This is a genomic window from Croceicoccus naphthovorans, from assembly GCF_001028705.1.
Lineage (GTDB): Bacteria > Pseudomonadota > Alphaproteobacteria > Sphingomonadales > Sphingomonadaceae > Croceicoccus > Croceicoccus naphthovorans.
Genome location: NZ_CP011770.1, coordinates 3,053,054 through 3,079,503, shown reverse-complemented (window position 1 = coordinate 3,079,503; position 26,450 = coordinate 3,053,054). Strand labels below are relative to the sequence as shown.

The 26,450-nt window shown below is 62.1% G+C and carries 22 protein-coding genes and 1 pseudogene; 12 read left to right on the top strand and 11 right to left on the bottom strand.

Going from position 1 to position 26,450, the window contains the following annotated elements:
• Positions 1-27 precede the first annotated feature (27 nt).
• From groL to AB433_RS15215, 3 genes are all read right to left on the bottom strand, one after another.
• Positions 28-1,683: a chaperonin GroEL gene (gene groL, locus AB433_RS15225; protein ID WP_047822189.1), complete on the bottom strand. Its 1,656-nt coding sequence runs from the start codon at positions 1,681-1,683 to the stop codon at positions 28-30.
• Positions 1,684-1,730: 47 nt separating this feature from the next.
• Entirely contained in the window at positions 1,731-2,018 is a 288-nt protein-coding gene (gene groES, locus AB433_RS15220) for a co-chaperone GroES (RefSeq protein ID WP_047824243.1), read from the bottom strand.
• Between the two features lie 162 nt (positions 2,019-2,180).
• Positions 2,181-3,602: an MATE family efflux transporter gene (locus AB433_RS15215; RefSeq protein WP_047822187.1), complete on the bottom strand. Its 1,422-nt coding sequence runs from the start codon at positions 3,600-3,602 to the stop codon at positions 2,181-2,183.
• Positions 3,603-3,743: 141 nt separating this feature from the next.
• Between AB433_RS15215 and AB433_RS15210 the strand changes: the two genes are divergently transcribed.
• From AB433_RS15210 to AB433_RS15200, 3 genes are all read left to right on the top strand, one after another.
• A complete protein-coding gene (locus AB433_RS15210; protein ID WP_047822185.1) occupies positions 3,744-4,292 on the top strand; it encodes an acyloxyacyl hydrolase in 549 nt (182 codons plus the stop codon).
• 24 nt (positions 4,293-4,316) lie between these two features.
• A complete protein-coding gene (locus tag AB433_RS15205) occupies positions 4,317-4,883 on the top strand; it encodes a pseudouridine synthase (protein ID WP_047822182.1) in 567 nt (188 codons plus the stop codon).
• 95 nt (positions 4,884-4,978) lie between these two features.
• A complete protein-coding gene (locus AB433_RS15200) occupies positions 4,979-5,551 on the top strand; it encodes a J domain-containing protein (RefSeq protein WP_047822180.1) in 573 nt (190 codons plus the stop codon).
• Between the two features lie 91 nt (positions 5,552-5,642).
• Here AB433_RS15200 and rplL read toward each other — a convergent pair whose 3' ends face one another.
• The 5 genes from rplL to AB433_RS21580 all read right to left on the bottom strand — a co-directional run bounded on the left by rplL (position 5,643) and on the right by AB433_RS21580 (position 7,871).
• Positions 5,643-6,020: a 50S ribosomal protein L7/L12 gene (rplL, locus tag AB433_RS15195; RefSeq protein ID WP_047822178.1), complete on the bottom strand. Its 378-nt coding sequence runs from the start codon at positions 6,018-6,020 to the stop codon at positions 5,643-5,645.
• A 68-nt stretch (positions 6,021-6,088) separates the two neighbouring features.
• Positions 6,089-6,604 carry a 50S ribosomal protein L10 gene (gene rplJ / locus AB433_RS15190; RefSeq protein ID WP_047824241.1) on the bottom strand — a complete coding sequence of 172 codons (516 nt, stop codon included), beginning with the start codon at positions 6,602-6,604 and terminating at the stop codon, positions 6,089-6,091.
• 314 nt (positions 6,605-6,918) lie between these two features.
• A complete protein-coding gene (locus tag AB433_RS15185; RefSeq protein WP_047822176.1) occupies positions 6,919-7,176 on the bottom strand; it encodes a helix-turn-helix domain-containing protein in 258 nt (85 codons plus the stop codon).
• Positions 7,176-7,700, bottom strand: a complete 525-nt coding sequence (locus tag AB433_RS15180) for a DUF2975 domain-containing protein (protein WP_047822174.1) — start codon at positions 7,698-7,700, stop codon at positions 7,176-7,178. The genes AB433_RS15185 and AB433_RS15180 overlap by 1 nt, the downstream gene beginning before the upstream one ends.
• A 39-nt stretch (positions 7,701-7,739) precedes the next feature.
• Positions 7,740-7,871, bottom strand: a complete 132-nt coding sequence (locus AB433_RS21580; protein WP_260181931.1) for a hypothetical protein — start codon at positions 7,869-7,871, stop codon at positions 7,740-7,742.
• A gap of 459 nt (positions 7,872-8,330) precedes the next feature.
• On the opposite strand from AB433_RS21580, the gene rpoB reads away from it, so the two are divergent.
• The 5 genes from rpoB to AB433_RS20640 all read left to right on the top strand — a co-directional run bounded on the left by rpoB (position 8,331) and on the right by AB433_RS20640 (position 19,704).
• Positions 8,331-12,494 (top strand): DNA-directed RNA polymerase subunit beta, encoded by a 4,164-nt coding sequence (rpoB, locus tag AB433_RS15175; protein WP_047822172.1) that lies wholly within the window; start codon positions 8,331-8,333, stop codon positions 12,492-12,494.
• An 88-nt stretch (positions 12,495-12,582) separates the two neighbouring features.
• A complete protein-coding gene (gene rpoC / locus AB433_RS15170; RefSeq protein ID WP_047822170.1) occupies positions 12,583-16,902 on the top strand; it encodes a DNA-directed RNA polymerase subunit beta' in 4,320 nt (1,439 codons plus the stop codon).
• 185 nt (positions 16,903-17,087) lie between these two features.
• Positions 17,088-17,744, top strand: a complete 657-nt coding sequence (locus tag AB433_RS15165; protein WP_047822168.1) for a hypothetical protein — start codon at positions 17,088-17,090, stop codon at positions 17,742-17,744.
• Positions 17,745-17,786: 42 nt separating this feature from the next.
• Positions 17,787-19,433, top strand: coding sequence for a putative bifunctional diguanylate cyclase/phosphodiesterase (locus AB433_RS15160; protein WP_156170847.1), 1,647 nt, complete (start codon positions 17,787-17,789; stop codon positions 19,431-19,433).
• A gap of 100 nt (positions 19,434-19,533) precedes the next feature.
• A complete protein-coding gene (locus AB433_RS20640) occupies positions 19,534-19,704 on the top strand; it encodes a hypothetical protein (RefSeq protein WP_156170846.1) in 171 nt (56 codons plus the stop codon).
• 6 nt (positions 19,705-19,710) lie between these two features.
• Here AB433_RS20640 and AB433_RS15155 read toward each other — a convergent pair whose 3' ends face one another.
• From AB433_RS15155 to asd, 3 genes are all read right to left on the bottom strand, one after another.
• The gene (locus tag AB433_RS15155) at positions 19,711-20,118 is read right to left on the bottom strand and encodes a hypothetical protein (protein ID WP_047822166.1); all 408 of its coding nucleotides are present in this window, start codon (positions 20,116-20,118) and stop codon (positions 19,711-19,713) included.
• 62 nt (positions 20,119-20,180) lie between these two features.
• Positions 20,181-21,077, bottom strand: a complete 897-nt coding sequence (locus AB433_RS15150; RefSeq protein ID WP_047822164.1) for a histone deacetylase family protein — start codon at positions 21,075-21,077, stop codon at positions 20,181-20,183.
• 19 nt (positions 21,078-21,096) lie between these two features.
• Positions 21,097-21,960, bottom strand: coding sequence for an archaetidylserine decarboxylase (gene asd, locus AB433_RS15145; RefSeq protein WP_047822162.1), 864 nt, complete (start codon positions 21,958-21,960; stop codon positions 21,097-21,099).
• Positions 21,961-22,376: 416 nt separating this feature from the next.
• Between asd and AB433_RS15140 the strand changes: the two genes are divergently transcribed.
• From AB433_RS15140 to AB433_RS21660, 4 genes and pseudogenes are all read left to right on the top strand, one after another.
• Positions 22,377-22,634: a helix-turn-helix transcriptional regulator gene (locus AB433_RS15140; RefSeq protein ID WP_047822160.1), complete on the top strand. Its 258-nt coding sequence runs from the start codon at positions 22,377-22,379 to the stop codon at positions 22,632-22,634.
• On the top strand, positions 22,634-23,902 hold the full coding sequence (locus AB433_RS15135) for a type II toxin-antitoxin system HipA family toxin (RefSeq protein WP_047822158.1): 1,269 nt from the start codon (positions 22,634-22,636) through the stop codon (positions 23,900-23,902). The genes AB433_RS15140 and AB433_RS15135 overlap by 1 nt, the downstream gene beginning before the upstream one ends.
• 137 nt (positions 23,903-24,039) lie before the next feature.
• Positions 24,040-25,887 (top strand): DUF262 domain-containing protein, encoded by a 1,848-nt coding sequence (locus AB433_RS15130; protein WP_156170844.1) that lies wholly within the window; start codon positions 24,040-24,042, stop codon positions 25,885-25,887.
• A 9-nt stretch (positions 25,888-25,896) separates the two neighbouring features.
• Positions 25,897-26,364, top strand: a pseudogene (locus tag AB433_RS21660) (type IIL restriction-modification enzyme MmeI); the annotation flags it as partial.
• Positions 26,365-26,450: the final 86 nt, after the last annotated feature.

The window sequence follows — 26,450 nt, the reverse complement described above, 5'->3', positions numbered from 1 at the left end:
GTTTCCTGTGCCGTTGGGCTGGCTTGCTTAGAAACCCATGCCGCCCATGCCGCCCATGCCGCCCATGCCGCCCATGTCGGGCATCGCCGGGGCGGGCTTGTCGTCGACAACGTCGCTGATCGCCGCTTCGGTGGTGATCAGCAGACCGGCGACCGATGCCGCATCCTGCAGCGCAGTGCGAACGACCTTGGTCGGGTCGATAACGCCCGACTGTACAAGGTTCTCGTACGTGTCGGTCGCCGCGTTGAAGCCCTGCGTTTCGTCGTTCTCGCGCAGCAGGTTGCCCGATACGACCGCACCGTCGAAGCCGGCGTTGGTCGCGATCTGGCGAACCGGGGCCATGATGGCCTGACGGATGATGTCGACACCGCGGGTCTGATCGTCGTTCTCGCCCTTCAGGCCTTCAAGAGCCTTGGTGGCATAGAGAAGCGCGGTACCACCGCCCGGGACGATGCCTTCTTCAACAGCGGCGCGGGTTGCGTGCAGCGCATCGTCGACGCGGTCCTTGCGTTCCTTCACCTCGACTTCCGAAGCGCCGCCGACCTTGATGACCGCAACACCGCCGGCCAGCTTGGCCAGACGTTCCTGCAGCTTTTCACGGTCGTAGTCCGACGTGGTCGTTTCGATCTGCGCACGGATCTGCTCGACGCGGGCCTTGATGGCCTCTGCATCGCCCGAACCGTCGACGATCGTGGTGTTGTCCTTGTCGATCGAAACGCGCTTGGCGGTGCCCAGCATGTTCAGCGACACGTTCTCGAGCTTGATGCCGAGGTCTTCGCTGATCATTTCGCCGTTGGTCAGGATCGAGATGTCCTGCAGCATCGCCTTGCGACGATCGCCGAAGCCCGGCGCCTTGACGGCGGCGATCTTCAGGCCGCCACGCAGCTTGTTGACGACGAGGGTGGCGAGCGCTTCGCCTTCGATGTCTTCCGCGATGATCAGAAGCGGACGGCCCGACTGGACGACGGCTTCGAGGATCGGGAGCATCGACTGCAGGTTCGACAGCTTCTTTTCGTGGATCAGGATGTACGGGTCATCCAGTTCGACGGTCATCTTCTCTGCATTGGTGACGAAGTAGGGCGACAGGTAGCCGCGGTCGAACTGCATGCCTTCGACGACGTCGAGCTCGAATTCGAGACCCTTCGCCTCTTCGACGGTGATCACGCCTTCCTTGCCGACCTTTTCCATGGCTTCGGCGATCTTTTCGCCGACTTCCTTGTCGCCATTGGCCGAGATCACGCCGACCTGTGCGATTTCCGAAGTACCCGACACGTCCTTCGAACGAGCCTGCAGGTTCTCGATCACCTTGCCGACGGCAAGATCGATGCCGCGCTTCAGGTCCATCGGGTTCATGCCCGCGGCAACCGACTTCATGCCTTCGCGCACGATGGCCTGGGCCAGCACGGTGGCGGTGGTGGTGCCGTCACCGGCAGCGTCGTTGGCCTTCGAGGCGACTTCGCGCAGCATCTGCGCGCCCATGTTCTCGAACTTGTCCTTGAGCTCGATTTCCTTGGCGACGGTAACGCCGTCCTTGGTGATGCGCGGGGCGCCGAAGCTCTTGTCGATGACGACGTTGCGGCCCTTGGGGCCCAGGGTGACCTTCACCGCGTTGGCGAGGGTGTCGACACCCTTCAGGATGCGTTCGCGTGCGTCACGCGAAAATTTCACGTCCTTGGCAGCCATGATTATCTCTCCTTTTGGGAATTCAGTGTGGGATGAAAGCTAGTTGCTCAGGCGATCACGCCGAGCAGGTCGCTTTCCTTCATGATCAGCAGGTCTTCGCCGTCGACCTTGACTTCGGTGCCCGACCACTTGCCGAACAGGACGCGGTCGCCCGCGTTCACGTCAAGCGGCGTGACCTTGCCGTCTTCGGCCTTTGCGCCCGAACCAACGGCGACGATTTCGCCTTCGCTCGGCTTTTCCTTGGCGCTGTCGGGGATGATGATGCCGCCGGCGGTTTTTTCGTCGGCTTCGATGCGACGGACCAGAACGCGGTCGTGCAGCGGACGGAATGCCATGATGATGACCTCTTCCAATAAAGTTGCTATAAACTTTGGCACTCCCGCCATGAGAGTGCCGGCGGCGCGGATATGGTTGGAATGAACGTGGTCGTCAAGGACCGTTCATCAAGTTTTTTCGCGATGGGGCGTGGCCTGCGTGAAGCGGGCCGTTGCGGCTGTCTAAGCCGTAGCCATGACAAGGCCGAGACTCTCGCGCCGATGCCAGCGCCAGCCGAGTAGGATCGAGGTCACGATCAACCCGACGGCCAGCCCGATCCAGACACCGAGGCCCCCGAACGAGGTGTGGAAGCCGAGGATATACGCCGTGCCGAACCCGAACAGCCAATAGCCGATCACGGCAAGGATAAACGGCACCCGCGTGTCGGACAGGCCGCGTAGAAGCCCCGCCAGCACCGCCTGCGCCCCGTCGAACAGCTGAAACGCCGCCGCGACGACGAGGTAGGTCGTCGCCAGCGCCACGACATTGGCGTTAACCGGCGCATCGACATCGAAGAACAGCGACAGCAGCACTTTGGGCATGCCGATCATCGCTACGGCGAAGACCCCGGCAAAGCACATTGCCACCGAAACCACGGCCAGTCCCGCGCGGTGGATACCTTCTCGCGATCCCGCGCCGTTGTGCAGCCCGACCCGAATCGTCGCCGCCGTTCCGATGCCCATCGGCACCTGAAACGCCAGCGCGCCCAGCTGCAACGCCACGGTATGCGCCGCCAATTCCAGCATGCCGATCGCGCCCATCAGATAGGCCGCGCCAGAGAACAGCCCGCCTTCTGCCAAGGTGATCGCCCCGATCGGCAATCCGACCCGCCACAATTCGCGCAGCCGTTGCCAATCGGGCCGCCACAGCCGCCCGAAAAGGTAATGCCGCCGCATCCGGCGATCCGACTGGATGATGGCGATATAGGCCGCCAGGACCGCCAGCGAGGTGATCACGCTGGCAATCGCCGCGCCTTTCAGGCCCAGCGCCGGAAAGCCCCAGTTGCCGAAGATGAGCAGCCAGTTGCCGATGAAGTTCACTATCAGCGCCAATACCGTGACCCACGTCGCGATCACCGCGCGGTCCATCGTCGATACGAAAATCCGCAGCGCCGCAGCCGCCAGTACCGGGATCGCCGCCGGGGACAGCCAGCGCAGATACTCTCCCGCCATCGCCGCGATCTGCGGGCTCTGCCCGGTCAACAGCATGAAAGGTTCGGCAAGGTTCGACCCCACCATGACAAACAGTCCCGCCAGAACCGATAGCCACAGCGCCATGCGGAAAGACCGCCGCACTTCGCGCACCGCGTGCCGCCCACGGCCTAGCGCCGTTGCCGCCATCGGCGCGACCGCGCTGATCAGGCCCATCGTACACCACAGCATCAGGCCATAGCTCGACACCGCCAGGGTGCTGGCCGCCAGTTCCTGCGTGCCGATCCGCGCGATGAACAGGACGTCGACGGTATAGACCGCCATTTGCAACAGGTTCGCCGCCGCCAAGGGCACGGCCAGACGTGCCGTCGCGCCGAATTCGGCGCGCAGCGTCTGCTCCGGGTGGCCAAAGCGGCTGTTGGAGCGGGTAAGGATGTGGCCTGCGTCAGACATAAAGCCGGCCCGGTTAGGCGAAGTCCGTTACCCGGCCAAGAAAATTTCAACCGCAACCGAACGAACGCTTCAGCTTGCAGCAAGCGGGCAACAGCCAAAGCGCACACGGAAACCCAAAAACCTGCCGAGGATTGCCGTTTCATGCGCCTGAAACTTGCCACCGCCGCGTATCTTGCTGCGATGCTTGGCGGGGTAGCCACCGCCGCACCCGCCCATGCGGACGAGGTATTCGTTGGCGCCTATGCCCACGCGGTCGACACGCCGTTCACCTTCGAAACCGGCGAGAGCGGGATCGACGGGGTCATCGGCTATCGCTTCGACGGGATAGACGCTTTGGATTTCATCGGCAGCCCCGCGCCCTATGTCGTCGGCGCGGTCAACAGCGATGGCGGCACCGATTTCGCAGCCGTGGGGATGAGCTGGACCTTCGGCAAGGGGCCCATCTATGTCCGCCCTGGCGTCGGCCTTGCCATCCATGACGGGCCTGGCGAGAAGATCGCGCCCGATGGCCGCCACCTCGAACTGGGCAGCCGCGTGCTGTTCGAACCCGAAATCGCCTTGGGTGCGCGCGTGTCGGATCGGGTGAGCGTGGAGGCAAGCTGGATGCACGTGAGCCACGCGCGCCTGTTCAACCGGGGCCAGAACCCGGGGATCGACATGATGGGCGTGCGCGTGAACCTCGCGCTTTAGCGTGCTGCCTGCTAGGCGCGGGCGATGGCGCGCCTGATCCTCTTCAACAAGCCCTTCGATGTGCTGAGCCAGTTCACCGATCCCAATATGCGGAATGGGGGCACCGAAGGCTCGCCCCGGCGTACGCTGTCGGACTTTATCGACGTACCCGGAGTCTATCCGGCGGGGCGGCTGGATCGCGATAGCGAGGGGCTGATGCTGCTGACCGACGATGGGCGGCTGCAAGCGCGGATTTCCGATCCGAAGTTCAAGCTGCCCAAAAGCTATCTGGTGCAGGTCGAGGGCACCATCGACGAACCCGCGTTGTATGCCTTGCGCAAAGGCGTGCGGTTGAAGGACGGCATGAGCCGCCCGGCCAAGGCCGAAGCGATCGACCCGCCCGACCTCTGGCCCCGCGATCCGCCGGTCCGGTTCCGCAAAACCGTGCCCGATGGCTGGCTGCGCCTGACCATATCCGAAGGCCGCAACCGGCAGGTCCGCCGCATGACCGCCGCGGTTGGATTGCCGACACTGCGGCTGGTCCGCTGGCAGATCGGCGACTGGGCCGTTGAGGGCCTTGCTCCCGGCGAATGGCGCGAGGTGCGCGCCTAAACGCATCTGTTAATGGCGTGATCGCACCAATCTGGTATCGTCCACGTTTCGAACGGCCCGGGATTGGTTTGCTCCGTTCGCATTGGGGGTACGGTATGGAAGACGGGTTGGGGCGCGTCGATTTCTATTCGGTTCTGAAGGTCAACCCGGACTGCGATGCCCGCATTCTGGAACTCGCGTACCATTACTTCGCCAAGATGTACCATCCGGACAATGCGGAAACCGCCGACCCGGACAGGTTCAACGACGTGATGGAGGCGTACCGCACGCTGCGCGATCCGGAAAAGCGCGCCGAGTACGACCGCACCTATGGTTTCAAGACCAGCCGACCTGCGTTCCAGATTCCGCCGCAAAGTGACTTCGCCATCAACGAAGATACCGCAGCGGGCGATGCCGAGGCGCATGCCAAGATCCTGCTCTATCTCTACAAACGAAGACGCGAACATTCCGACGATCCGGGCGTGATCGGCTGGTTCGTGCAGGAAATGCTTGGCTGTTCGGAGGACGAGTTCCAGTTTCACCTCTGGTACCTGAAGAACAAGCGCTTCATCGAAGTGACCGAGCAGGGGACGATTGCCGTGACGATAGACGGCGTGGATCACGTCATCGCGATGTCGCGCGGCGGACCGCCGGGAACGCTGCGCATCCGGCAGACCGCCGGGTTCTGAGTTAAGATACCGCGCAATAGAAAAAGGGCGGCCCCGATGGAGCCGCCCTTTCCTTTGATCTCTCGAGAGAGACCGAGCGTAAGCGAAAGGCTTACTTGAGTTCGACGGTACCGCCGGCTTCCTCGATCTTCTTCTTGATCTCTTCGGCTTCGGCCTTGTTGACGCCTTCCTTGACGGCCTTCGGCGCACCTTCGACCAGAGCCTTGGCATCGGCGAGGCCCAGGCCGGTGATGGCGCGGACTTCCTTGATGACCTGGATCTTCTTGCCACCGTCGCCGGTCAGGATGACGTCGAATTCGTCCTTTTCCTCGGCAGCGGCACCGGCGTCGCCACCGCCCGCGGGGGCAGCAACGGCAACGGCAGCAGCGGCGGAAACGCCCCATGCTTCTTCAAGTGCGGTCGCCAGTTCGGCGGCTTCGAGAACGGTCAGCTGCGACAGTTCTTCGACGATCTTCTGGATATCAGCCATTTGTATTCACTCCTAAGTTCATGCCCGGCAGGCCAAGGGCTCTGGCCGGGAAAATCGCTGGAAACGTCTTATGCAGCGTCCTTGGCGGCATACGCGCCGAAGACACGGGCAAGCTTGGCAGCCGGGGCAGTCGACAGCTGGGCGATCTTCGTCGCCGGCGCATTGACAAGGCCAACCAGCTTGGCGCGCAGTTCGTCGAGCGAGGGCATCGAGGCGAGTGCCTTGATACCTTCGGCGTCGAGCACCTGCGAACCCATCGAACCGCCAACGACTTCCAGCTTGGGATTGGTCTTGGCGAAATCGACGACGACCTTTGCCGCCGCAACGGGGTCGACCGAAGTCGCCAGTGCGGTGGGCCCGGTCAGCAGATCGTCGATACCGGCATAGTCGGTATCCACGATCGCCCGCTTGGCAAGACGGTTCTTCGCAACCTTGTAGGACGCACCGGCATCGCGCATCTTCGCACGCAGGTCGGTGGACTGGGCCACCGTCATGCCAAGGTTGCGGGTGACGACCACCACACCAACCTCGTTGAAGACCGCGTTGAGCGTTGCGACCGATTCGGCTTTTTGCGAACGATCCATGTTTGCTCCTTCACGTTTGACCGCCCGCTTGTGGGCAGGCGATCGGCTCATTGTGTCCGCGCAACGGGGCGCAAGGCTCCGAAGCACGGGCGAGTCCGTTCGATCAGGGAAGGAGGAGCGCCAAATGGCGCAAATTGGCGGCAACGCACGGGGCGGACCACCGGAAACTCGTTTCCCCGTCTAGGCCGGAAATTAAGAGAGGCAAATTCCCCTCACCGACTGTCTCGGACGGATGACCCCCAAAGGGATCGGGCGCGCCAATGGCGGCAGGCGCGCCCAATGTCAAGAAAATAGGGGGTCAACGAACCTGCGTGTCAGTCCGTCTCGTCATCCTTGGCCGCGGGTGGGCAGCAGAGCAAGTCGCCCGGCTGGCAATCCAGTTCGCGGCAGATCGCTTCTAGCGTGGAGAACCGGATCGCCTTGGCCTTGCCGGTTTTCAGGATCGACAGGTTCGCAAGGGTGATGCCGACCCGCTCTGCCAGTTCGGTCAGGGTCATGCGGCGTTCGTAGAGCAGGTCGTCGAGCCGAACGGTAATGCCGCTGCCGTCCTCGGGGGAAGTGGCGGGGGGCATCAGACGGTTCCTTCCAGTTCGCTGCGCATCTCTGTCCCCTTGCGGAAAACGCGGGCGAGGATGAAGAGGACCAGCACGAAAAGCAGGCCTGACAGCGAAATCGAAAGCTCGGTATCCGGGGTGCCTTCGGTGATGCTCTCAAGCTGGCGGGCAAACGTTGCCAGCGGAATGGTGACGATCTGGATCGCAAGCATGCACCATGCCATCAGACTTAGGCGCTGTGCGTTATCGGGTACGAACGGATCGCCCAGCGCGACGGTATCGACGATCCGCCGAGTCAGCCGCACCAGTACGAACACCAGCACCGCCGTCGCAAGGCCCAGCACGATCATCGCGGTCATCGGCCAGAACGCATCGGTGCTAACCCCTTCCTCGGCAAATTCGGCCAGAACCGACGAGCGGAATATGAGGACGGCGGGAAGGGCAATGGCCAGCGAGATGGCGGCAAAGCCCGATATCAGTTGAAGGAAGACAAGGACGACCCGCGCCACTGCGAGCAGCGGGTCTCTGGCGACTTTGGGCATGACAGGCTCCTCTGGTGGTGCGGTTGTCGGTCCCGATCCTCAGGCGAGGACCAGGCTTGTGACGGTTGAAAGCTGCGATGTGGCGACGGGGCTGACGGTCGGTGCCCATAGGGCGACGGCGAGCAGCATGGCGAAGGAAATCGCGGCGGACTGGGTAAGCATGCGGGACATATTGTTGAACTCCGATATGTGGTTTGTTGAAAAACGATATGAACCCAGTGCGGCATATCGTCAATCGATAAATATCGAAAAACGATAAGTCCGTGATTGTTTTACGGAAAATTCCGATGGCAGCTCGCCATTCGGTCCGCTTTCGCGCGCCCAAACGCCCGAATCATCCGGCCCGCACCCTTTGACACCCCCGCCCCCGCGCCCTATATGCGCCTCTGTTCGAAGGCTTCGAGCAAGGCGGCCCTGGCGCGGGGGTCGGCCCGGGATGGAGGCCTTGAAACCAGCACAACGACGCGACGGCTGTGGGCCGGGAATGCCTCGAAAGGGGCGGTTTCCCGTTTGTCCTGCGGCCTTTTGTCGTTTCTGGAGCATCGCATCGCGTGCGACGAAATCCCATGCCGGGACGGTCAGTTGACGGACCGAATCGGCACAACACGAAGCAAGAGGCCAAACACCCTCATGGCAACCCAGCTGAACGAGGCGGGCATCCGCCCGACTGCAAAGAAGCGCATCCGCAAGATCTTTGGCGACATCCACGAAGTCGTCGAAATGCCGAACCTGATCGAGGTTCAGCGCGAGAGCTATGAACAGTTCCTGCGCTCCGATCCGGCAACCGGCTATGTCTCGGGCCTTGAAAAGACGCTGCGCTCGGTGTTTCCGATCCGCGACTTTGCGGGCACTGCGGAACTGGACTTCGTCCATTACGAGCTGGAAGACCCCAAGTACGACACGACCGAGTGTCGTCAGCGCGGCATCACCTATGCGGCGCCGATGAAGGTCACGCTGCGCCTGATCGTTTTCGAAATCGATCCCGATACAGAGGCGCGCAGCGTTCTCGATATCAAGGAGCAGGACGTTTACATGGGCGACATGCCGCTCATGACCGAGAACGGCACCTTCATCGTCAACGGCACCGAACGCGTCATCGTTTCGCAGATGCACCGCTCGCCGGGCGTTCTGTTCGACCATGACCGCGGCAAGACCCACTCTTCGGGCAAGTACCTATTCGCCGCGCGCGTCATTCCGTACCGCGGCTCGTGGCTGGACTTCGAATTCGACGCCAAGGACATCGTCAACGTCCGTATCGACCGCAAGCGCAAGCTGCCGGTCACCGCGCTGCTCTATGCGCTGGGCCTCGACAGCGAACAGATCCTCGACCACTTCTACGACATCGTCGTGTGGGAACGCGGCGAGGGTGGGTGGAAGATCCCGTTCACGCCCGAAGCCTGGCGCGGCCAGAAGCCGGCGTTCGACATCGTCGATGCCGACAGCGGCGAAGTCGTCTTCCCCGCCGGCACCAAGATCAGCCCGCGCGCTGCGAACAAAGCGGCCAAGGACGGCCTTGCCAACCTGCTGATCCCGACCGAGGAAATCTTCGGCCGCTATGCGTCGAAGGACATGATCGACGAGTCGACCGGCCGCATCTGGATCGAGGCGGGCGAGGAAGTCAGCCCCGATAACCTTGAGGCGCTGGACAACGCTGGCGTCGACCGGCTGGAACTGCTGGACATCGACCACGTCAACACCGGCCCCTGGATCCGCAACACGATGCAGGCCGACAAGGCCGAAAATCGCGACATGGGTCTTGAGGCGATCTACAAGGTTATGCGCCCCGGCGAACCGCCGACGAAGGAAACAGCCGAAGCGTTATTCGAAGGCCTGTTCTTCGACGGCGAACGCTATGACCTGTCGGCCGTGGGCCGCGTGAAGCTGAATATGCGTCTCGGCCTCGATGCCGAGGACACGATCACGACCCTGCGCAACGAGGATATCCTCGCAGTCGTCAAGGAACTGGTCGACCTGAAGGACGGCAAGGGCGAAGTCGACGACATCGACAACCTTGCCAACCGCCGCGTGCGTTCGGTGGGTGAGCTGCTGGAAAACCAGTATCGCGTCGGCCTGCTGCGCATGGAACGCGCGGTGAAGGAACGCATGTCTTCGGTAGACGTGTCGACCGTCATGCCGAACGACCTGATCAACGCGAAGCCCGCGGTTGCCGCGGTGCGCGAATTCTTCGGTTCGTCGCAGCTGTCGCAGTTCATGGACCAGACCAACCCGCTTTCGGAAGTCACCCACAAGCGCCGCGTTTCGGCGCTTGGCCCGGGCGGTCTTACGCGTGAGCGTGCAGGCTTCGAAGTCCGCGACGTTCACCCGACGCACTATGGCCGCATCTGCCCGATTGAAACGCCCGAAGGCCCGAACATCGGTCTGATCAACTCGCTGTCGACCTTTGCGCGCGTCAACAAATACGGTTTCATCGAAACCCCGTACCGCAAGGTGATCGACGGCAAGGTGACCGGCGAGGTCCAGTACCTGTCGGCCATGGAAGAGCAGAAGAACACCGTCGCGCAGGCGTCGGCAGACACCGACACCGAAGGCAAGTTCGTCGAGGATCTCGTATCGGCCCGCCAGAACGGCGAATTCGTGATGAGCCCGAGCGATCAGGTCACGCTGATGGACGTCTCGCCCAAGCAGCTCGTCTCGGTCGCCGCGTCGCTGATTCCGTTCCTGGAAAACGATGACGCCAACCGCGCGCTCATGGGATCGAACATGCAGCGTCAGGCTGTGCCGCTGGTCAAGGCCGAAGCGCCTTGGGTCGGCACCGGCATGGAAGAAACGGTGGCCCGCGATTCCGGCGCCGCCATCTCGGCCCGTCGCGGCGGTATCGTCGATCAGGTCGACGCAACCCGTATCGTGATCCGCGCCATCGGCGATGTCGAACCCGGCCAGTCGGGCGTCGACATCTATCGCCTGCAAAAGTTCGAACGTTCGAACCAGAGCACCTGCATCAACCAGCGTCCGCTGGTGAAGGTGGGCGACGTCGTGCAGTCCGGCGACATCATCGCCGACGGCCCGTCGACAGACCTTGGCGAACTGGCGCTGGGCCGCAACAGCCTTGTCGCGTTCATGCCGTGGAACGGTTACAACTACGAAGACTCGATCCTGATCAGCGAACGCATCGTGAAGGACGACGTGTTCACCTCGATCCACATCGACGACTTCGAGGTCATGGCCCGCGATACGAAGCTGGGTCCCGAAGACATCACCCGCGACATTCCCAATGTGGGCGAGGAAGCACTGCGCAACCTCGACGAAGCGGGCATCGTCTACATCGGTGCCGAAGTGCACCCTGGTGACATTCTGGTCGGCAAGATCACGCCGAAGGGCGAAAGCCCGATGACGCCCGAAGAAAAGCTTCTGCGCGCCATCTTCGGCGAAAAGGCCAGCGACGTGCGCGACACCTCGCTTCGCCTGCCGCCGGGCGTTTCCGGCACCATCGTCGACGTGCGCGTCTTCAACCGCCACGGTATCGAGGTGGACGACCGTACGCGCGCCATCCAGAACGAGGAAATCGAACGCCTCGCCAAGGACCGCGAGGACGAACGCGCCATTCTGAACCGCGCGACGTATAACCGCCTGCGCGACATGCTGGTCGGTCAGGTCGCTTCGGCGGCGCCGAAGGGCGTGAAGAAGGGCGGCGAAATCACCGAAGAGGGCCTTGATGAAGTCGAACGCCACGAATGGTTCAAGTTCGCGGTGGCCGACGATGGCCGTCAGGCACAGCTTGAAGCCGTCAAGGAACAGTACGACGAGGCCGTGAAGGCCATCAACGCCAAGTTCGAGGACCGCAAGGAAAAGCTCGAACGCGGTGACGAACTGGCCCCGGGCGTGCTCAAGATGGTCAAGGTCTTCGTCGCGGTGAAGAGGAAACTCCAACCGGGCGACAAGATGGCTGGCCGTCACGGCAACAAGGGCGTCATCAGCCGCATCCTGCCGCAGGAAGACATGCCCTTCCTTGAAGACGGTACCCCCGTCGACATCGTTCTGAACCCGCTGGGCGTGCCTTCGCGCATGAACGTCGGTCAGATCTTTGAAACGCACCTTGGCTTCGCAGCGCGCGGCCTTGGCATGCAGATCGGGGAAATGCTGGACGAGTGGAAGGCCGAGAACCCCGATCCGACGGCAGGCCCGCCGCCCGCGGCGCTGGTCGAGAAGCTGAAAGACGTCTACGGCGAGAACTACGACGACGACATCGACAACCGCACGTCGGGCGAGATCTTCGAGCTGGCCGGCAACTTGCGCCGCGGCGTTCCGATGGGCACCCCGGTGTTCGACGGCGCGCGCGAAGGCGACGTGACGGCAATGCTGGAAAAGGCGGGCTATGCCTCGTCTGGCCAGTCGACGCTGTACGACGGTCGTACCGGTGAGGCGTTCGACCGCAAGGTTACCGTGGGCATCATCTACATGCTGAAGCTCCACCACCTTGTCGACGACAAGATCCACGCCCGTTCGATCGGCCCCTACTCGCTCGTCACCCAGCAGCCGCTGGGCGGTAAGGCGCAGTTCGGTGGTCAGCGCTTCGGTGAAATGGAGGTCTGGGCGCTTCAGGCCTATGGCGCGGCCTATACGCTGCAGGAAATGCTGACGGTGAAGTCGGACGACGTGGTCGGCCGCACCAAGGTCTACGAAGCGATCGTCAAGGGCGACGACACCTTCGAAGCCGGCATTCCCGAAAGCTTCAACGTGCTGGTCAAGGAAATGCGCTCGCTGGGCCTCAACGTCGAACTCTCCTCGCTCACCGACGAGAGCGATGACGACGACATGGCCGAGGCGGCTGAATGAGAGATCGCGGGCGGGACCAACAGTCTTCGGACCGGGCCCGTCCGCCCCTCATTCGCATGCAGGTTTCCCCCCTCAAGGGATTTGAAAAATGAACGAACTGACCAAATTCGCCAATCCGGTCGCCAAGACCGAGACCTTCGACCAGATCCAGATCGGTCTTGCCTCACCAGAGCGCATCCGTTCGTGGTCGTTCGGCGAGATCAAGAAGCCCGAGACGATCAACTACCGCACGTTCAAGCCGGAACGTGACGGCCTGTTCTGCGCGCGCATCTTCGGCCCCGTGAAGGACTATGAGTGCCTGTGCGGCAAGTACAAGCGCATGAAGTACAAGGGCGTCGTCTGCGAAAAGTGCGGCGTCGAAGTCACTGTGACCAAGGTCCGCCGCGAACGCATGGGCCACATTGAACTGGCCGCGCCGGTCGCGCACATCTGGTTCCTGAAGTCGCTGCCTTCGCGCATCGGCCTGCTGCTCGACATGCAGCTCAAGCAGCTTGAGCGCGTTCTCTACTTCGAAAGCTATGTCGTGATCGAGCCGGGCCTGACCCCGCTCGAAAAGTTCCAGCTGCTGACCGAGGACGAGCTTCTCGACGCGCAGGACGAGTATGGCGAAGACGCGTTCAGCGCCGGCATCGGGGCCGAAGCGGTCAAGATCATGCTGATGGAGCTCGACCTCGAGTCTGAGCGTGAGGCGCTGCTGGAAGAGCTGGCGACGACCAAGTCGACGCTGAAGCCCGCCAAGATCATCAAGCGTCTGAAGGTCGTGGAAAGCTTCATCGATTCGGGCAACCGTCCCGAATGGATGATCCTTGAAGTCGTGCCGGTTATTCCGCCCGAACTGCGCCCGCTGGTCCCGCTGGACGGTGGCCGTTTCGCGACGTCGGACCTCAACGACCTCTACCGCCGCGTCATCAACCGTAACAACCGGTTGAAGCGCCTGATCGAACTGCGCGCGCCGGACATCATCGTCCGCAACGAAAAGCGCATGCTGCAGGAAGCGGTCGACGCCCTGTTCGACAACGGCCGCCGTGGCCGCGTCATCACCGGCGCGAACAAGCGTCCGCTGAAGTCGCTGTCCGACATGCTGAAGGGCAAGCAGGGCCGCTTCCGCCAGAACCTTCTGGGCAAGCGCGTCGACTATTCGGGCCGTTCGGTCATCGTGACCGGGCCGGAACTGAAACTGCACCAGTGCGGGTTGCCCAAGAAGATGGCGCTCGAACTGTTCAAGCCGTTCATCTACGCCCGCCTCGATGCCAAGGGTCTGTCAATGACCCTGAAGCAGGCGAAGAAGTGGGTCGAGAAGGAGCGCAAGGAAGTCTGGGACATCCTTGACGAGGTGATCCGTGAGCACCCGGTGATGCTGAACCGCGCACCGACGCTGCACCGCCTTGGCATTCAGGCGTTCGAACCCGTCCTCATCGAGGGCAAGGCGATCCAGCTGCACCCGCTCGTCTGCTCGGCCTTCAACGCCGACTTCGACGGTGACCAGATGGCCGTCCACGTTCCGCTGAGCCTTGAGGCACAGCTGGAAGCGCGCGTCCTGATGATGTCGACCAACAACATCCTCTCGCCCGCGAACGGCAAGCCGATCATCGTGCCTTCGCAGGACATGGTGCTGGGCCTGTACTACCTGTCGATGGAGCTGGAGAACGAGCCCGGTCAGGGCATGGCGTTCAGCGACATGGCCGAAGTGCACCAGGCGCTGGAAGTCGGCGCGGTCACGCTGCACTCGAAGATCACGGCCCGCGTGCCGCAGACCGACGAGGCCGGCAACCAGTACATGGCGCGCGTGGAAACCACGCCGGGCCGGATGCTGATCGGCGAATGCCTGCCGAAGAGCCACACCGTGCCGTTCGACGTCATCAACCGCCTTCTCACTAAGAAGGAAATCGGCGACGTCATCGATCAGGTCTATCGTCACACCGGCCAGAAGGACACGGTCCTCTTCGCCGACGCGATCATGGTTCTGGGCTTCCGTCACGCGTGCCGTGCGGGCATCTCGTTCGGCAAGGACGACATGATCATCCCCGAAACCAAGGAAGCGATGATCGCCGAAACAAAGGCGCTGGTTGCCGATTACGAGCAGCAGTACCAGGACGGCCTCATCACCTGGCAGGAAAAGTACAACAAGGCGATCGACGCCTGGAGCCGTTGCGGCGACCAGGTCGCGGCCGAGATGATGGACCGCATCAAGTCTCAGCCCGTGGACGAAGAGACCGGCCGTATGAAGCCGATCAACTCGATCTACATGATGAGCCACTCTGGCGCGCGTGGTAGCCCGGCCCAGATGAAGCAGCTGGCCGGGATGCGCGGCCTGATGGCCAAGCCGTCGGGCGAGATCATCGAAACGCCGATCATCTCGAACTTCAAGGAAGGTCTGACCGTTCTTGAATACTTCAACTCGACCCACGGCGCCCGCAAAGGTCTGGCCGACACCGCGCTCAAGACGGCGAACTCGGGCTATCTGACCCGCCGCCTTGTCGACGTGTCGCAGGACTGCGTGATCGTCGAAAACGATTGCGGCACCGAAAACGCGCTGGAAATGCGCGCGATCGTGCAGGGCGGTTCGACCATCGCCTCGCTGGGTGAGCGTATTCTGGGCCGCACGCTGGCCGAGGATATCGTCCATGCCAAGACCGGCGAAGTGCTGGCCAAGGCCGGGCAGCTTCTCGACGAAGCCGCGATCAAGGTGATCGAGGAAGCCGAGACGCAGGTCGCGAAGATCCGTTCGCCGCTCGTCTGCGAAGCGAAACAGGGGGTTTGCGGCACGTGCTATGGCCGTGACCTTGCCCGCGGTACGCCGGTGAACATCGGTGAAGCCGTTGGCGTTATCGCGGCACAGTCGATCGGTGAACCGGGCACGCAGCTGACGATGCGTACCTTCCACATCGGCGGCGCGGCGCAGCTGAACGAAACCAGCCACCTTGAGGCGGTGTCGGACGGCAAGCTGGTCTATCGCGACATGCCGACCATCGTCGACAAGCGCGGTCGCCGCCTGTCGATGGCCCGCAGCGGCGAAATCCTCGTCATCGACGCCGAAGGGCGCGAGCGCGAGATGCACCGCGTCCCCTATGGTACCGTGATCATGTTCGAGGACGGCGCGCAGGTGAAGCAGGGCGATCGCATGGCGGAATGGGATCCTTTCACCCTGCCGATCATCACCGAGCAGTCGGGCGTCGTGAAGTATCAGGACCTGGTCGATACCAAGACCCTGGAAGAGCGTGTCGACGAAGCCACCGGCATCGCGCAGCGCGTCGTGATCGAGTACCGTTCCGCGGGCCGTTCCAAGAAGGAAGACCTGCGTCCGCGCATCACCCTTCTGGGTCAGGCCGGGGACGAGACCGAGGCCGCGCGTTACCTGCTCGCCCCCGGTACGACCCTGTCGGTCGAGGATGGTCAGGAAGTGCAGGCGGGTGACATTCTTGCCCGTGCTTCGCGCGAAGCCGCCAAGACCCGCGACATCACCGGCGGTCTGCCGCGCGTTGCCGAACTGTTCGAGGCGCGCAAGCCGAAGGACAACGCGGTCATCGCCAAGATCAGCGGCCGGATGGAATTCGTTCGCGACTACAAGGCCAAGCGCAAGATCGCGATCGTTCCCGAAGAAGGTGATCCGGTGGAATACCTGATCCCCAAGTCGAAGGTGATCGACGTTCAGGAAGGCGACTTCGTCAAGAAGGGCGACAACCTGATTTCGGGCTCGCCCGATCCGCATGACATTCTGGAAGTGCTGGGCGTAGAGGCTCTGGCCGAATATCTCTGCACGGAGATTCAGGAAGTCTACCGGTTGCAGGGCGTGAAGATCAACGACAAGCACATCGAGGTGATCGTTCGCCAGATGCTGCAGAAGGTTGAGATCACCAACGGCGGCGACACCACCCTGCTGCCGGGCGAACAGGTCGATTACGAGGAAATGCTCGAGTATAACGCGAAGCTCGACAAGGGTAAGCAGCCGGCAGAGGGCAAGCCGGTCCTGCTGGGCATCACCAAGGCCTCGCTGCAGACCCGGTCGTTCATCTCGGCCGCTTCGTTCCAGGAAACCACGCGCGTGCTCACGCAGGCCGCAGTCGAGGGCAAGCGCGACTCGTTGATCGGTCTGAAGGAAAACGTCATCGTGGGCCGTCTCATCCCCGCCGGTACCGGCGCGGGTATGAACCGGGTTCGCGTGGCCGCCTCCAGCCGCGACGCCGCGCTGCGCGCCCAGTATCGCAAGATGCAGGAAGCGCTGGTCGCCGCCGAAACGGCGGAGCAGGAGCATGAGGCCGAGCTGGCCCAGGGCCCGGAAGCGGCGATCGGCGACGATCCGCTGGCCGCGGTTGAGGGTGAGACCCATGGTCTGGATGCCGATGCGGGCGATTACCTGAACGAAGGTGCCGCCGATCACGACGGCAGCGTCGAGGACAGCGAAGACTGATCGTCACGCTGGGATCGCGAAACGAAAAGACCCCCGTCGGACCCGTCCGGCGGGGGTTTTTCGTGGCCCTCCGCATGGTGATGTCCGGCATCGCAGCGGACCGCCAAACCCTTCTTTACCCGGGATTTACCCCCGCCGTTTAGGAATGCTTCCCTGACTGTACAGGGAAACGGTGGTAAAGGTTTATGGGAGGCAGACAGGCCGCCCTTTTCGGCCGAGCGGATTACCTGCTCACGCGGCGCCTGCAGGATTACGCGGACCGTGGCCAACTGGCCGCCGCGACTTCTGCTTTCGGCGCTTTCGTGACTTGCGTGATCCGCATCGGCGGGCCCGGCATCCTGCTGCAGTTCCTGTGGCTGGGCCTGATGCTGGCGATCAGCCTGATTCGCGTGGAACAGGTGCGCCGTTTCACGCCCGAGACCATCGATCTTCTCTATTTCCGGCAACAGCGCCGATTCGCGGTGGCGCTGGGCGTTGCCGATTCGCTGGGCTGGGCGACCGGGATGACGATGTTCGCGGTCTTGGCCAGCGAGCCTGAGCTATACCTGCTCGGCATCCTGTCCGCCGGGGTCATCACTTCCTCGATGATCTATTACCGCGCCCTGCCAGAGGTGTGCATCGTCTTCGTTGGAGCGATGGCCTGCGCCGGGGTGGCGATCAGCTATGCGATGGGCGGGCATATCGACCCGGTGGCAGGCCTGTTGATCGCGGCTCTCACGCTTGTTCTGCTGCGCGGCATAGCAGACGATGCAAAGCTCTATCGCCGCAAGTTCGAGGGTGAGGCCGAACTGGCCGAAAGCGCCGAGACGATCCAGCTGCTGCTCCACGATTACGAAGCGTAGAGCGCTGACTGGTTATGGCAGGTCGACCGCGCCGCCTGCCTCGTGCAAGTTTGCGACCGGTTCGGTGAGGCATCGGGCCTTGCCACTTCTGAGCTTGAAGGGCGCGAATTCGTATCGCTGTTCGAACATGGTCCTGCGCGCGAATTGCTCGCCCATCGCCTGCTGGTCCGCCAGCCGTTTCGCGACCTAACGATCAGCCTGAATGTCGACGGTGAAACCCGCTGGTGGACGCTGTCGGCCAATTGCTGGGACGACGGCACGATGCACGGCGTGGCGCGCGATACGACCGACACGCGGCAGGCGGTGGAGCGCATGAATTTCATGGCGCACCACGACATGCTGACCGGCATCGCCAACCGATTCCTGTTCGGCGAGACGCTGCGCGAGGTGCTGGAGCGCAAGAAGACCACCGGCCAATCGGCGCTACTCTACCTCGATCTCGACCATTTCAAGCAGATCAACGACACCTTCGGCCACTCGACCGGCGACCGGCTGCTATCTGACGCCGCCGGGCGCATCGCCGAATGCGTAAAAAGCCATGACCTTGTCGCGCGGCTGGGTGGCGACGAGTTTGCAGTGCTTCTGACGCGCCTGTCCAGCCGGTCCGACGCCAAGGCCGTTGCCCAACGCATTGTCGACCAGTTGCAGCGGCCCTTCATCATCGACGACCAGAAGCTGTCGACCAGCACCAGCATCGGCATCGCCCACTTCGAAGGGCCGGGTGCGGACGGTACCGGCGGGCCGGACGACCTGCTGCGTCAGGCCGACCTTGCGCTCTATGCCGCCAAGGCGCTGGGTCGTAGCACGTATGCCGAGTTCGAACCGTGGCTGGAGGAACGCGACCGCGAACGCGCGCAGCTGGAGGCGGACTTGCGCACCGCGATCCAGAACGGCGAATTCACGCTGCATTATCAGCCGCTCTACGACATACATCACCGCAAGACGGTGGGATTCGAAACGCTGGTCCGCTGGCACAGCCCGATCTGGGGCGTGGTCATGCCCGGGGAGTTCATCCCGCTGGCAGAGGATAGCGGGTTGATCGTCGCGCTGGGCGAATGGATCATCCGCAACGCGATCGAAGAGGCGGCGAGCTGGCCCGATCAGGAACGAGTGGCGATCAACCTCTCACCCCTACAGATGCGCTCGCCACGCCTATTGCCGACGCTGACCGAGGCGATCCGCAAGACCGCGATCGATGCGAACCGGATCGAACTGGAAATCACCGAGAACATGCTGATGCACGACAGCGAGCGGAACGTGGCGATGCTCCACGAATTCCGCGCGTTGGGGATGCGCATCGCGCTCGACGATTTCGGGACGGGGTTCTCATCGCTGAACTATCTGCGAAGTTTTCCGTTCGACAAGATCAAGATCGACAAGTGCTTCATCGAGGACATCGAAGAGCGTGATGATTGTCAGGCCATCGTGCGTGCGGTCATGCAACTGGCGACCGCGATGGGCATGGCGACGGTGGCAGAGGGCGTTGAGCGGCAGAGCCAGCTGGAATGGTTGCGCAACGAAGGGATCACGCAGATTCAGGGCTACCTGATTTCCTACCCGGTCAATGCCGAGGAGCTGTCCGACGGGCGGCCTTTCGACGAAGATCGCCACAAGTGGTTCGCCCCGCCTGATCAACACCGCACGGAAAAGCATCGCAAGAACCCGGACGACCTGCCAGACGCGGCCTGATCCGCAATGTCACGCATCAGGTGTGACAATCACCGTAATGGATCGGATTCGGGTGGGCTTGCGATTGCCGCCATCCCGGTATGCGGCCTAATATGCAGGAATGCTGGTTACGCCCTTCGTTCTGCTTGGGATCGTCTTTGCGACCATCGGCCTGTTCGTCGTTCTGATGGGCGTCGATTCCCTGCGGCGAAACGCTATCGGCGATCACCGAAAGATGATCGCGCTGGGCCTGTTTCTTGCCGTGCTAGGGATCCTGCTCGGCGTTCTGTGACTGCGGCTATTGACCGCCCGGCTTGGGGCAATCCTTAACGCACTTCGTTTCGCCCACCGTGTTGATCCGGCCGCTGGTCGTAATGCCGACCCCGTTGCCCAGCCGGTATTGCGTGGCGTCGCTCCCTTCCAGGGGATCCACCCCTGCCGGCAATCGCCCGCCAACCTGCACCGCCCCGCGATTGCGCTGACGCGTCGTGCGGCTGCTGCGCGCGGGAGGGCGCGCCGGGATAGCGACGCTGGCCGAATTGATGCTGCGCCGGATGGAGTTGCCCAGCGATTTCTGCGCCCCGCCGGTCTGCGCGCTGCCCGACAGGATCGCCGCCAATTCCGCCGCATCCTGCGCCGCAGCTCCGCCACCGATGCAAAGTGTGAGAAGTGCCCCGCCAAGCACGAGGGCCGATCCGCGCGTCATTCGCTTTACCCCACTGCGTTCTGGAAGGCGCAATAGTGCCCGATCAACGCAGGAATCGCAAATCAGGCCCGCCCAGCCGCCAGCGTCAGCATCGTACGGGCGTGGCGGGCGGCCACGGCTTCGCGGTCCTTGCCGTATCCGCCGCCTAGCGTGCTGGCCAAGGGCAACCCGCGCAGCCGCGCTTCCGCCGCCACCATTTGGTCGCGGGCGATTAGTCCGCCGTCGGTCAGCGCCAGTCGACCCAACTTGTCGTCCGCGTGGGCATCGACGCCCGCCTGCAAAAGCACGATTTCGGGCGCGAAGTGGTCGAGAACTTGCGGCAGCGCGCTGCCCAACGCCTCCAGATACGCACCATCGCCCGCCGCGTCGGGCAGGGCGATGTCCAGCGAGGATCGCGCCTTCCGCGTCGGGAAGTTCTTTTCGGCGTGCAGCGACATCGTGAAAATGTCGGCCCGACCCGCCATCAGCGCCGCGGTCCCGTCGCCCTGATGCACGTCGAGGTCGAGGATCAGGATGCGCGATGCGTCTCCCTCCTCGATCAGGCGGTTCGCCGCCACGGCAAGGTCGTTGAACACGCAGTATCCCGCCCCGGTCTCGGCCAATGCATGGTGGCTGCCCCCGGCGCTGTTTGCGGCGAAGCCGTGCCGGCACGCCAACCTTGCGGCCAGCCATGTGCCGCCGGGCGATAGCTGCGACCGGTGCGAAACCCGCTCGTCTATCGCAAAGCCGATTCGCCGTTGCTTGGCGGCGGGGACTGTGCAGCTGATCACTTCCTCGACATAGGCAGGGTCGTGAACCGCCTCCAGCCAAGCCCTGGGCATGATTTCGGGCCGATGCACGGTCATCGCCGTGCCGTTCTGCTCTAGCCATTGCATGACCAACGCATACTTATCGTGCGGGAATGTGCCCGCGCTCTCTCGCGCAATCGCGTAACCGGGGTGGTGGACGACGTGTAGCATCGTCAGGCCCTTTGGCGGGTCACCGCTCTTGTTGCGAGGGACGCTCGCCCATGAACTCGCCAAGCCGTATCGGGCGTTCGGGGGCCCAGTCCGGGTTAAAGGAGATGGTGCCGGACCGGAACAGCATCACGATGGTCGACCCCAGCAGGAAGCGGCCCATCTCCTCCCCCTGCCGCAGAATCACATCGCCGTCGGCATAGTTCCATTCCGATACCTTGCCGGTGCGCTTGGGATTGACCACGCCGTGCCACACCGTCTCCATGCTGCCGACGATGGTTGCGCCGACCAAGACCATCGCGAACGGTCCGTGCTCTGGCGAATCGAATAGGCAGACCACCCGTTCGTTGCGGGCGAAGAGGTTGGGCACGCCGCGCGCGGTAACCGGATTTACCGAGAACAGCGCGCCGGGAACATAGATCATGCGTCGCAGCGTGCCGTCGCAGGGCATGTGCAGGCGGTGATAATCCTTGGGAGACAGGTAAAGATTGGCAAAGCTGCCGTGCCGAAACTCAGCCGCCAGATTGCCATCGCCGCCCAGCAGATCGGTGGTCGTGAAACGGTGGCCCTTGGCCTGAAAGATATGATGATCGTCGATAGCCCCGAACTGGCTGATCGCGCCGTCCACCGGGCACACGAAATCCGCATCGGCCAGCGGGCGCGCACCTGCCTTGAGCGGGCGGGTGAAAAAGGCGTTGAACGTGGCGTAGCTGGCGATATCGGGATTTTCCGCCTCGCTCATATCCACGCCGTACCGGCCCACGAACCAGCGGACCAGCCGCGTCGTCATCGCCCCGCCCTGCGCCCCGGCGACCCGCCCGGCGAACGAGGTCAGGCGCTGTTTGGGCAGGATGTGCTGAAGCAGGACTTTGAGACGATCGGACATATCCCGCTCTTAACGCAGGGATCGCCGAATTGGCCATCGCGAACGACAGGTCTTTTCGCCAGGTCGGGTATCGGGCGCGTATTTTGAGGGGGAACGCCGATCGGGGCGCCAGGTGGCGGAGACGGAGGTGGCAAGTGGGTTGATGCAATCACTTGTGGTTTAACGGAAATGTGAAGCGCTTCGAGGGCTCGCTACCACAATTGCTACCCCGCCTTCCTGAACTGCAATTTTCAGATCTGGCTTTGAGCAATTCGGGGGCTCAGAATCACGAAATTTTGGAGAAGCAGAATATTACCCGCACGGGAAAACTACCCTATCAAAACGTCTCTCCAAAGACGAAATATCCCGTTCGGGAAAATTCCCTTGCAATTGACCGGAAATTGGCATAGATTTCCCGCTCGGGAAAGGTAACGTACATGCTCGATGTTGCCACTATCGGCAAGATCATTCGCGATGAACGCAAGGAGCTTGGACTACGCCAGGACGAGCTGGCCGCCGCAAGCGGGGTGGGCCTGCGCTTTTTGGTCGAGCTGGAGCGAGGAAAGCCCACCGTCCAAATGGGCAAGGTGCTTGATGTGCTCGCGGCCCTTGGATGCGAACTACAGATCAAGCGGCCCGACGGAATCGTGACCGCCGGTCGAATGGATGAGCCTAAGAAGGACGAGGTGGAGTGATGCTGCCGGTCTTGGACACGCTGGTTGTCTGGTGGGGCGAGCGTCAGGCGGGCGAACTGTCCATCGACAAGGGTGGTGCGATGCACTTCGTCTATTTGCCGGAATGGCTCGCTGACGACAAGGCACCGGCACTTTCCCACGCAATGCCTAAGCAGGAAGGGCCATTTGGGGACCATGCCTGCAAGGCGGTCTTTGGCGGTCTGCTTCCCGAAGAAGGTCAGCGCACCGCTATCGCCCGGGCACTTGGGGTTTCGCCTGACAATCCATTTCGTCTGCTCGAGGCCTTGGGCGGAGATGTTGCGGGTACTCTGGCCTTCCTGCCCGAGGGGGAAGAGCTGTTCCAAGCCTACTCCACGACCGCTCCAGAACCACTCCTAGAGGGCGAGCTAGCGGAACTATTCAACCGTTTGCCTTCCGTGCCCATGCTGGCAGGCGAGGGCGGCGCAAGGCTGAGCCTTGCAGGGGCTCAGAGTAAACTGCCCGTGGTGCTCACCGCAGAAGGAGGCATCGCGATCCCTCGTCCGGGCGAACCCTCTACCCATTTAATAAAGCCCGAACCGGACCGCTTTCCCTACCTGGCTGCGAATGAGGCCTTCTGCCTCGCTTTGGCACGCGCCGTGGGTATCGATGCAGCCCATGCAGAGTGGCGCACTGCTGCGGGGAAACCGTTCCTGCTGGTTGAACGCTATGATCGCATCTCGGTTGAAGGAAAAACACACCGACTGCACCAGGAAGACTTCGCCCAAGCACTTGGCGTACCCTCGAACCGAAAATACGCGGCAGAGGGTGGACCGACCTTTCGGGACGGCTTTGCGCTGTTGCGTAGCGCTGCCACTCGACCCGCACGCGAAGTGCTGAAACTTGCCGACGCGGCAATCTTCAACCTCATCATCGGCAACGCCGACGCTCACGCGAAGAATTACAGCCTGCTAAGACTTGAGAACGGCGAAGTGGCGCTTGCCCCGCTTTACGATGTCGTCGCCACACACATGTGGAAGCAACTCTCGCCAAAGCTCGCGATGCGATTTGGCCGCGCCGCGACCGTGGAGGAATTCGACATCGGGAACGTCGCGCGCTTCGCGGAAGAGGCCGGGCTGGGTGCGCCTTTCATCCGTCGCCGGTTGGCTGACCTTACTGAAGCGGTGAGGGCGGAGATTGAGAAGGGTGTTCAGGTGCCCGGCAATCCGGCTGAGGAAATGGTCGCGCCGGTCGCAGAGGCATTATCGGCTCGTGCCAGCATCGTTGCCTTGAAGCTCTTAGAGACATGAGGGTGCAGATCGGTGGTGCAAGAATGACGTTTCAATAGACCAAACGGAGTGATCGAGACAGATTTCGTCCATTACGTTCTTGCTAAATAATTCTCTATAAAGTCAATTCATCGCCAATCGGTTGGCAGGGGGCAATCTTGACGACGTCATTTCAGACCAATCCATACAAGCTCAGCGACCTCATGCGCGAATGCCATGAGGGCAAGCTTCAGCTGCCAGATTTTCAGCGTGGATGGGTTTGGGACCAAGATCGCATCACCGACCTTTTGGCTTCGATTTCTGAGGGCTTCCCAGTGGGTGCGCTTATGACCTTGGATGCGACTGGCGAAGTGTCGTTTGCGGTTCGCCCCGTTGAGGGCGCGCCCTCTCCCTCCAAGGATATCGAGGCTTACCTGCTTGATGGCCAGCAGCGCATGACCTCGCTCTACCAGTCGACTTACACAACCGTTCCAGTCTCAACTCAGACTGTGAAGAAGCGACCGATCAAGCTGCATTTCTACTTCGATATTCGCGCAGCGCTCGATCCCGATGTCCCGCGCAGCGAAGCCATTGTGCCGGTCCCCGAAGACCGGATCATCCGCGAGAACTTTGGCCGGGACATCAAGCTCGATCTTTCAACCGAGGAGAACGAGTTCGAACACCTGCATTTCCCGATCGACCGAATGTTTGAGGCGCATATTTGGAATCAGGCCGCAACAGCTTGGATCTACAAGGATCTCGCCCAGCGCGCGGAGCATCTCAAACTGGTCAACGACTTCATGCAGGAGGTCGTCAACAATTTTACCCAGTATCAGGTGCCGGTTATCAAACTGGGCAAGGACACGAGCAGGGCAGCTGTCTGCCTCGTTTTCGAAAAGGTGAACACAGGCGGAAAGCCGCTCGACGCATTCGAGCTTGTGACCGCGATGTATGCGGCAGATGAATTCCACCTGCGCGACGATTGGAAGGAACGCCGTAAGCGACTGGTCTCAAGCCAACCAGTGCTAGACAAGATCGAACCCGTCGAATTTCTGCAGGCGATCTCGTTGCTATATACCAAGGAGGTACGGGAAGCGGCGGCCGCAGCGGGCAAGGAGCCGCCGGCAATCAGCGCAACGCGCAACAGCCTGCTCCAGGTTCCATTGTCGGCATACCAGAAGTTCGCGCCGAAGGTTGAAGCGGGTTACATCGCGGCAGCCAAGTTTCTCCATTCGCTGAAGATCTTCAAGGCGCGGGATCTTCCCTATCAGACCCAACTTGTCCCGCTTGCGGCGATTTTGGCAGAGCTTGGGAATGCCTGGGAAAACGACGCAGTCCGGCAGAAGCTGGCCCGCTGGTACTGGTCCGGAGTGTTTGGGGAGCTGTATGGTTCGGCGGTTGAAAGCCGCTTCGCGCTCGACATTCGCGACTTCAAGCCTTGGCTGTCGGGCGGCGCAGAGCCTCAGACTGTTCAGCGAGCCAGCTTTGAGGAGCGCAGGTTGCGGACCCTTCGCTCAAGGCTTTCGGCAGCCTACAAGGGTGTTCATGCTCTGCTGATGAAATGCGGGGCGGAGGACTTCAAGTCAGGCCAGCCCTATGACCAGGCTGTGTTCTTCGATGAGAATGTCGACATCCATCACATCTTCCCGCAAGCGTGGTGCAAGAGTGTCGGGATTGGGCCGGAGATCTACAACAGCATCGTCAACAAGACGCCGATTGCGTCTGGCACCAACAGGATGCTCGGCGGTGTTGCCCCTTCCTCCTATCTGGGCAGGTTGACCAAGGGTAATGACAACAATCCGGCGATTGCCCCCGATCGCCTGACCGCGATCCTCCAGAGCCACGAGATCGAGGAAAGCTATCTGCATGCCGACGACTTCGAGGGGTTCATGGATGATCGGCGCCAGAGGCTGTTGACCATCATCGAAAACGCGATGGGCAAGGAGGCTTTGAAAGAGGCCGAGGTTCCATCCGACCATGACGAAGAGGATTACTACGCGGAAGAAGAGCTAGAGGCTGCGGAGTAACCACTACCCATGACCCCTGCAGAATTTATCCAGAAATGGCGCGCCGTTGACCTGAAAGAGCGTACGGCTTCCCAGTCGCACTTTAACGACATTTGCCGCCTGCTCGACATCGAAGACCCGATCACCGCCGACCCCAAGGGCGAATGGTTCACCTTTGAAAAGGGCGCTTCCAAAACCGGCGGGGGCGAGGGCTGGGCAGATGTCTGGCGCAAGGAATGCTTCGCCTGGGAATACAAGGGCAAGAAGAAGGACCTCGACCGCGCATTCGCCCAATTGCAGCAATATGCCATCGCGCTCGACAATCCGCCGCTGCTGATCGTCAGTGACATGGACCGCTTCCGCATCCACACCAACTGGACGAACACGGTGCAGGAGGTCCACGAATTCGCGCTGGATGATCTGCTCGATGGCGCCACCCGCGATCTCCTGCGCAATTGCTTCCTCGATCCTGAACGGCTGAAGCCAGCAAAGACGCGCCAGATGCTGACCGAAGAGGCGGCAGAGGAATTCTCCCAGCTTGCCCAACGTCTGCGCGCGCGCGGGCATGAGGCCCATGCCGTCGC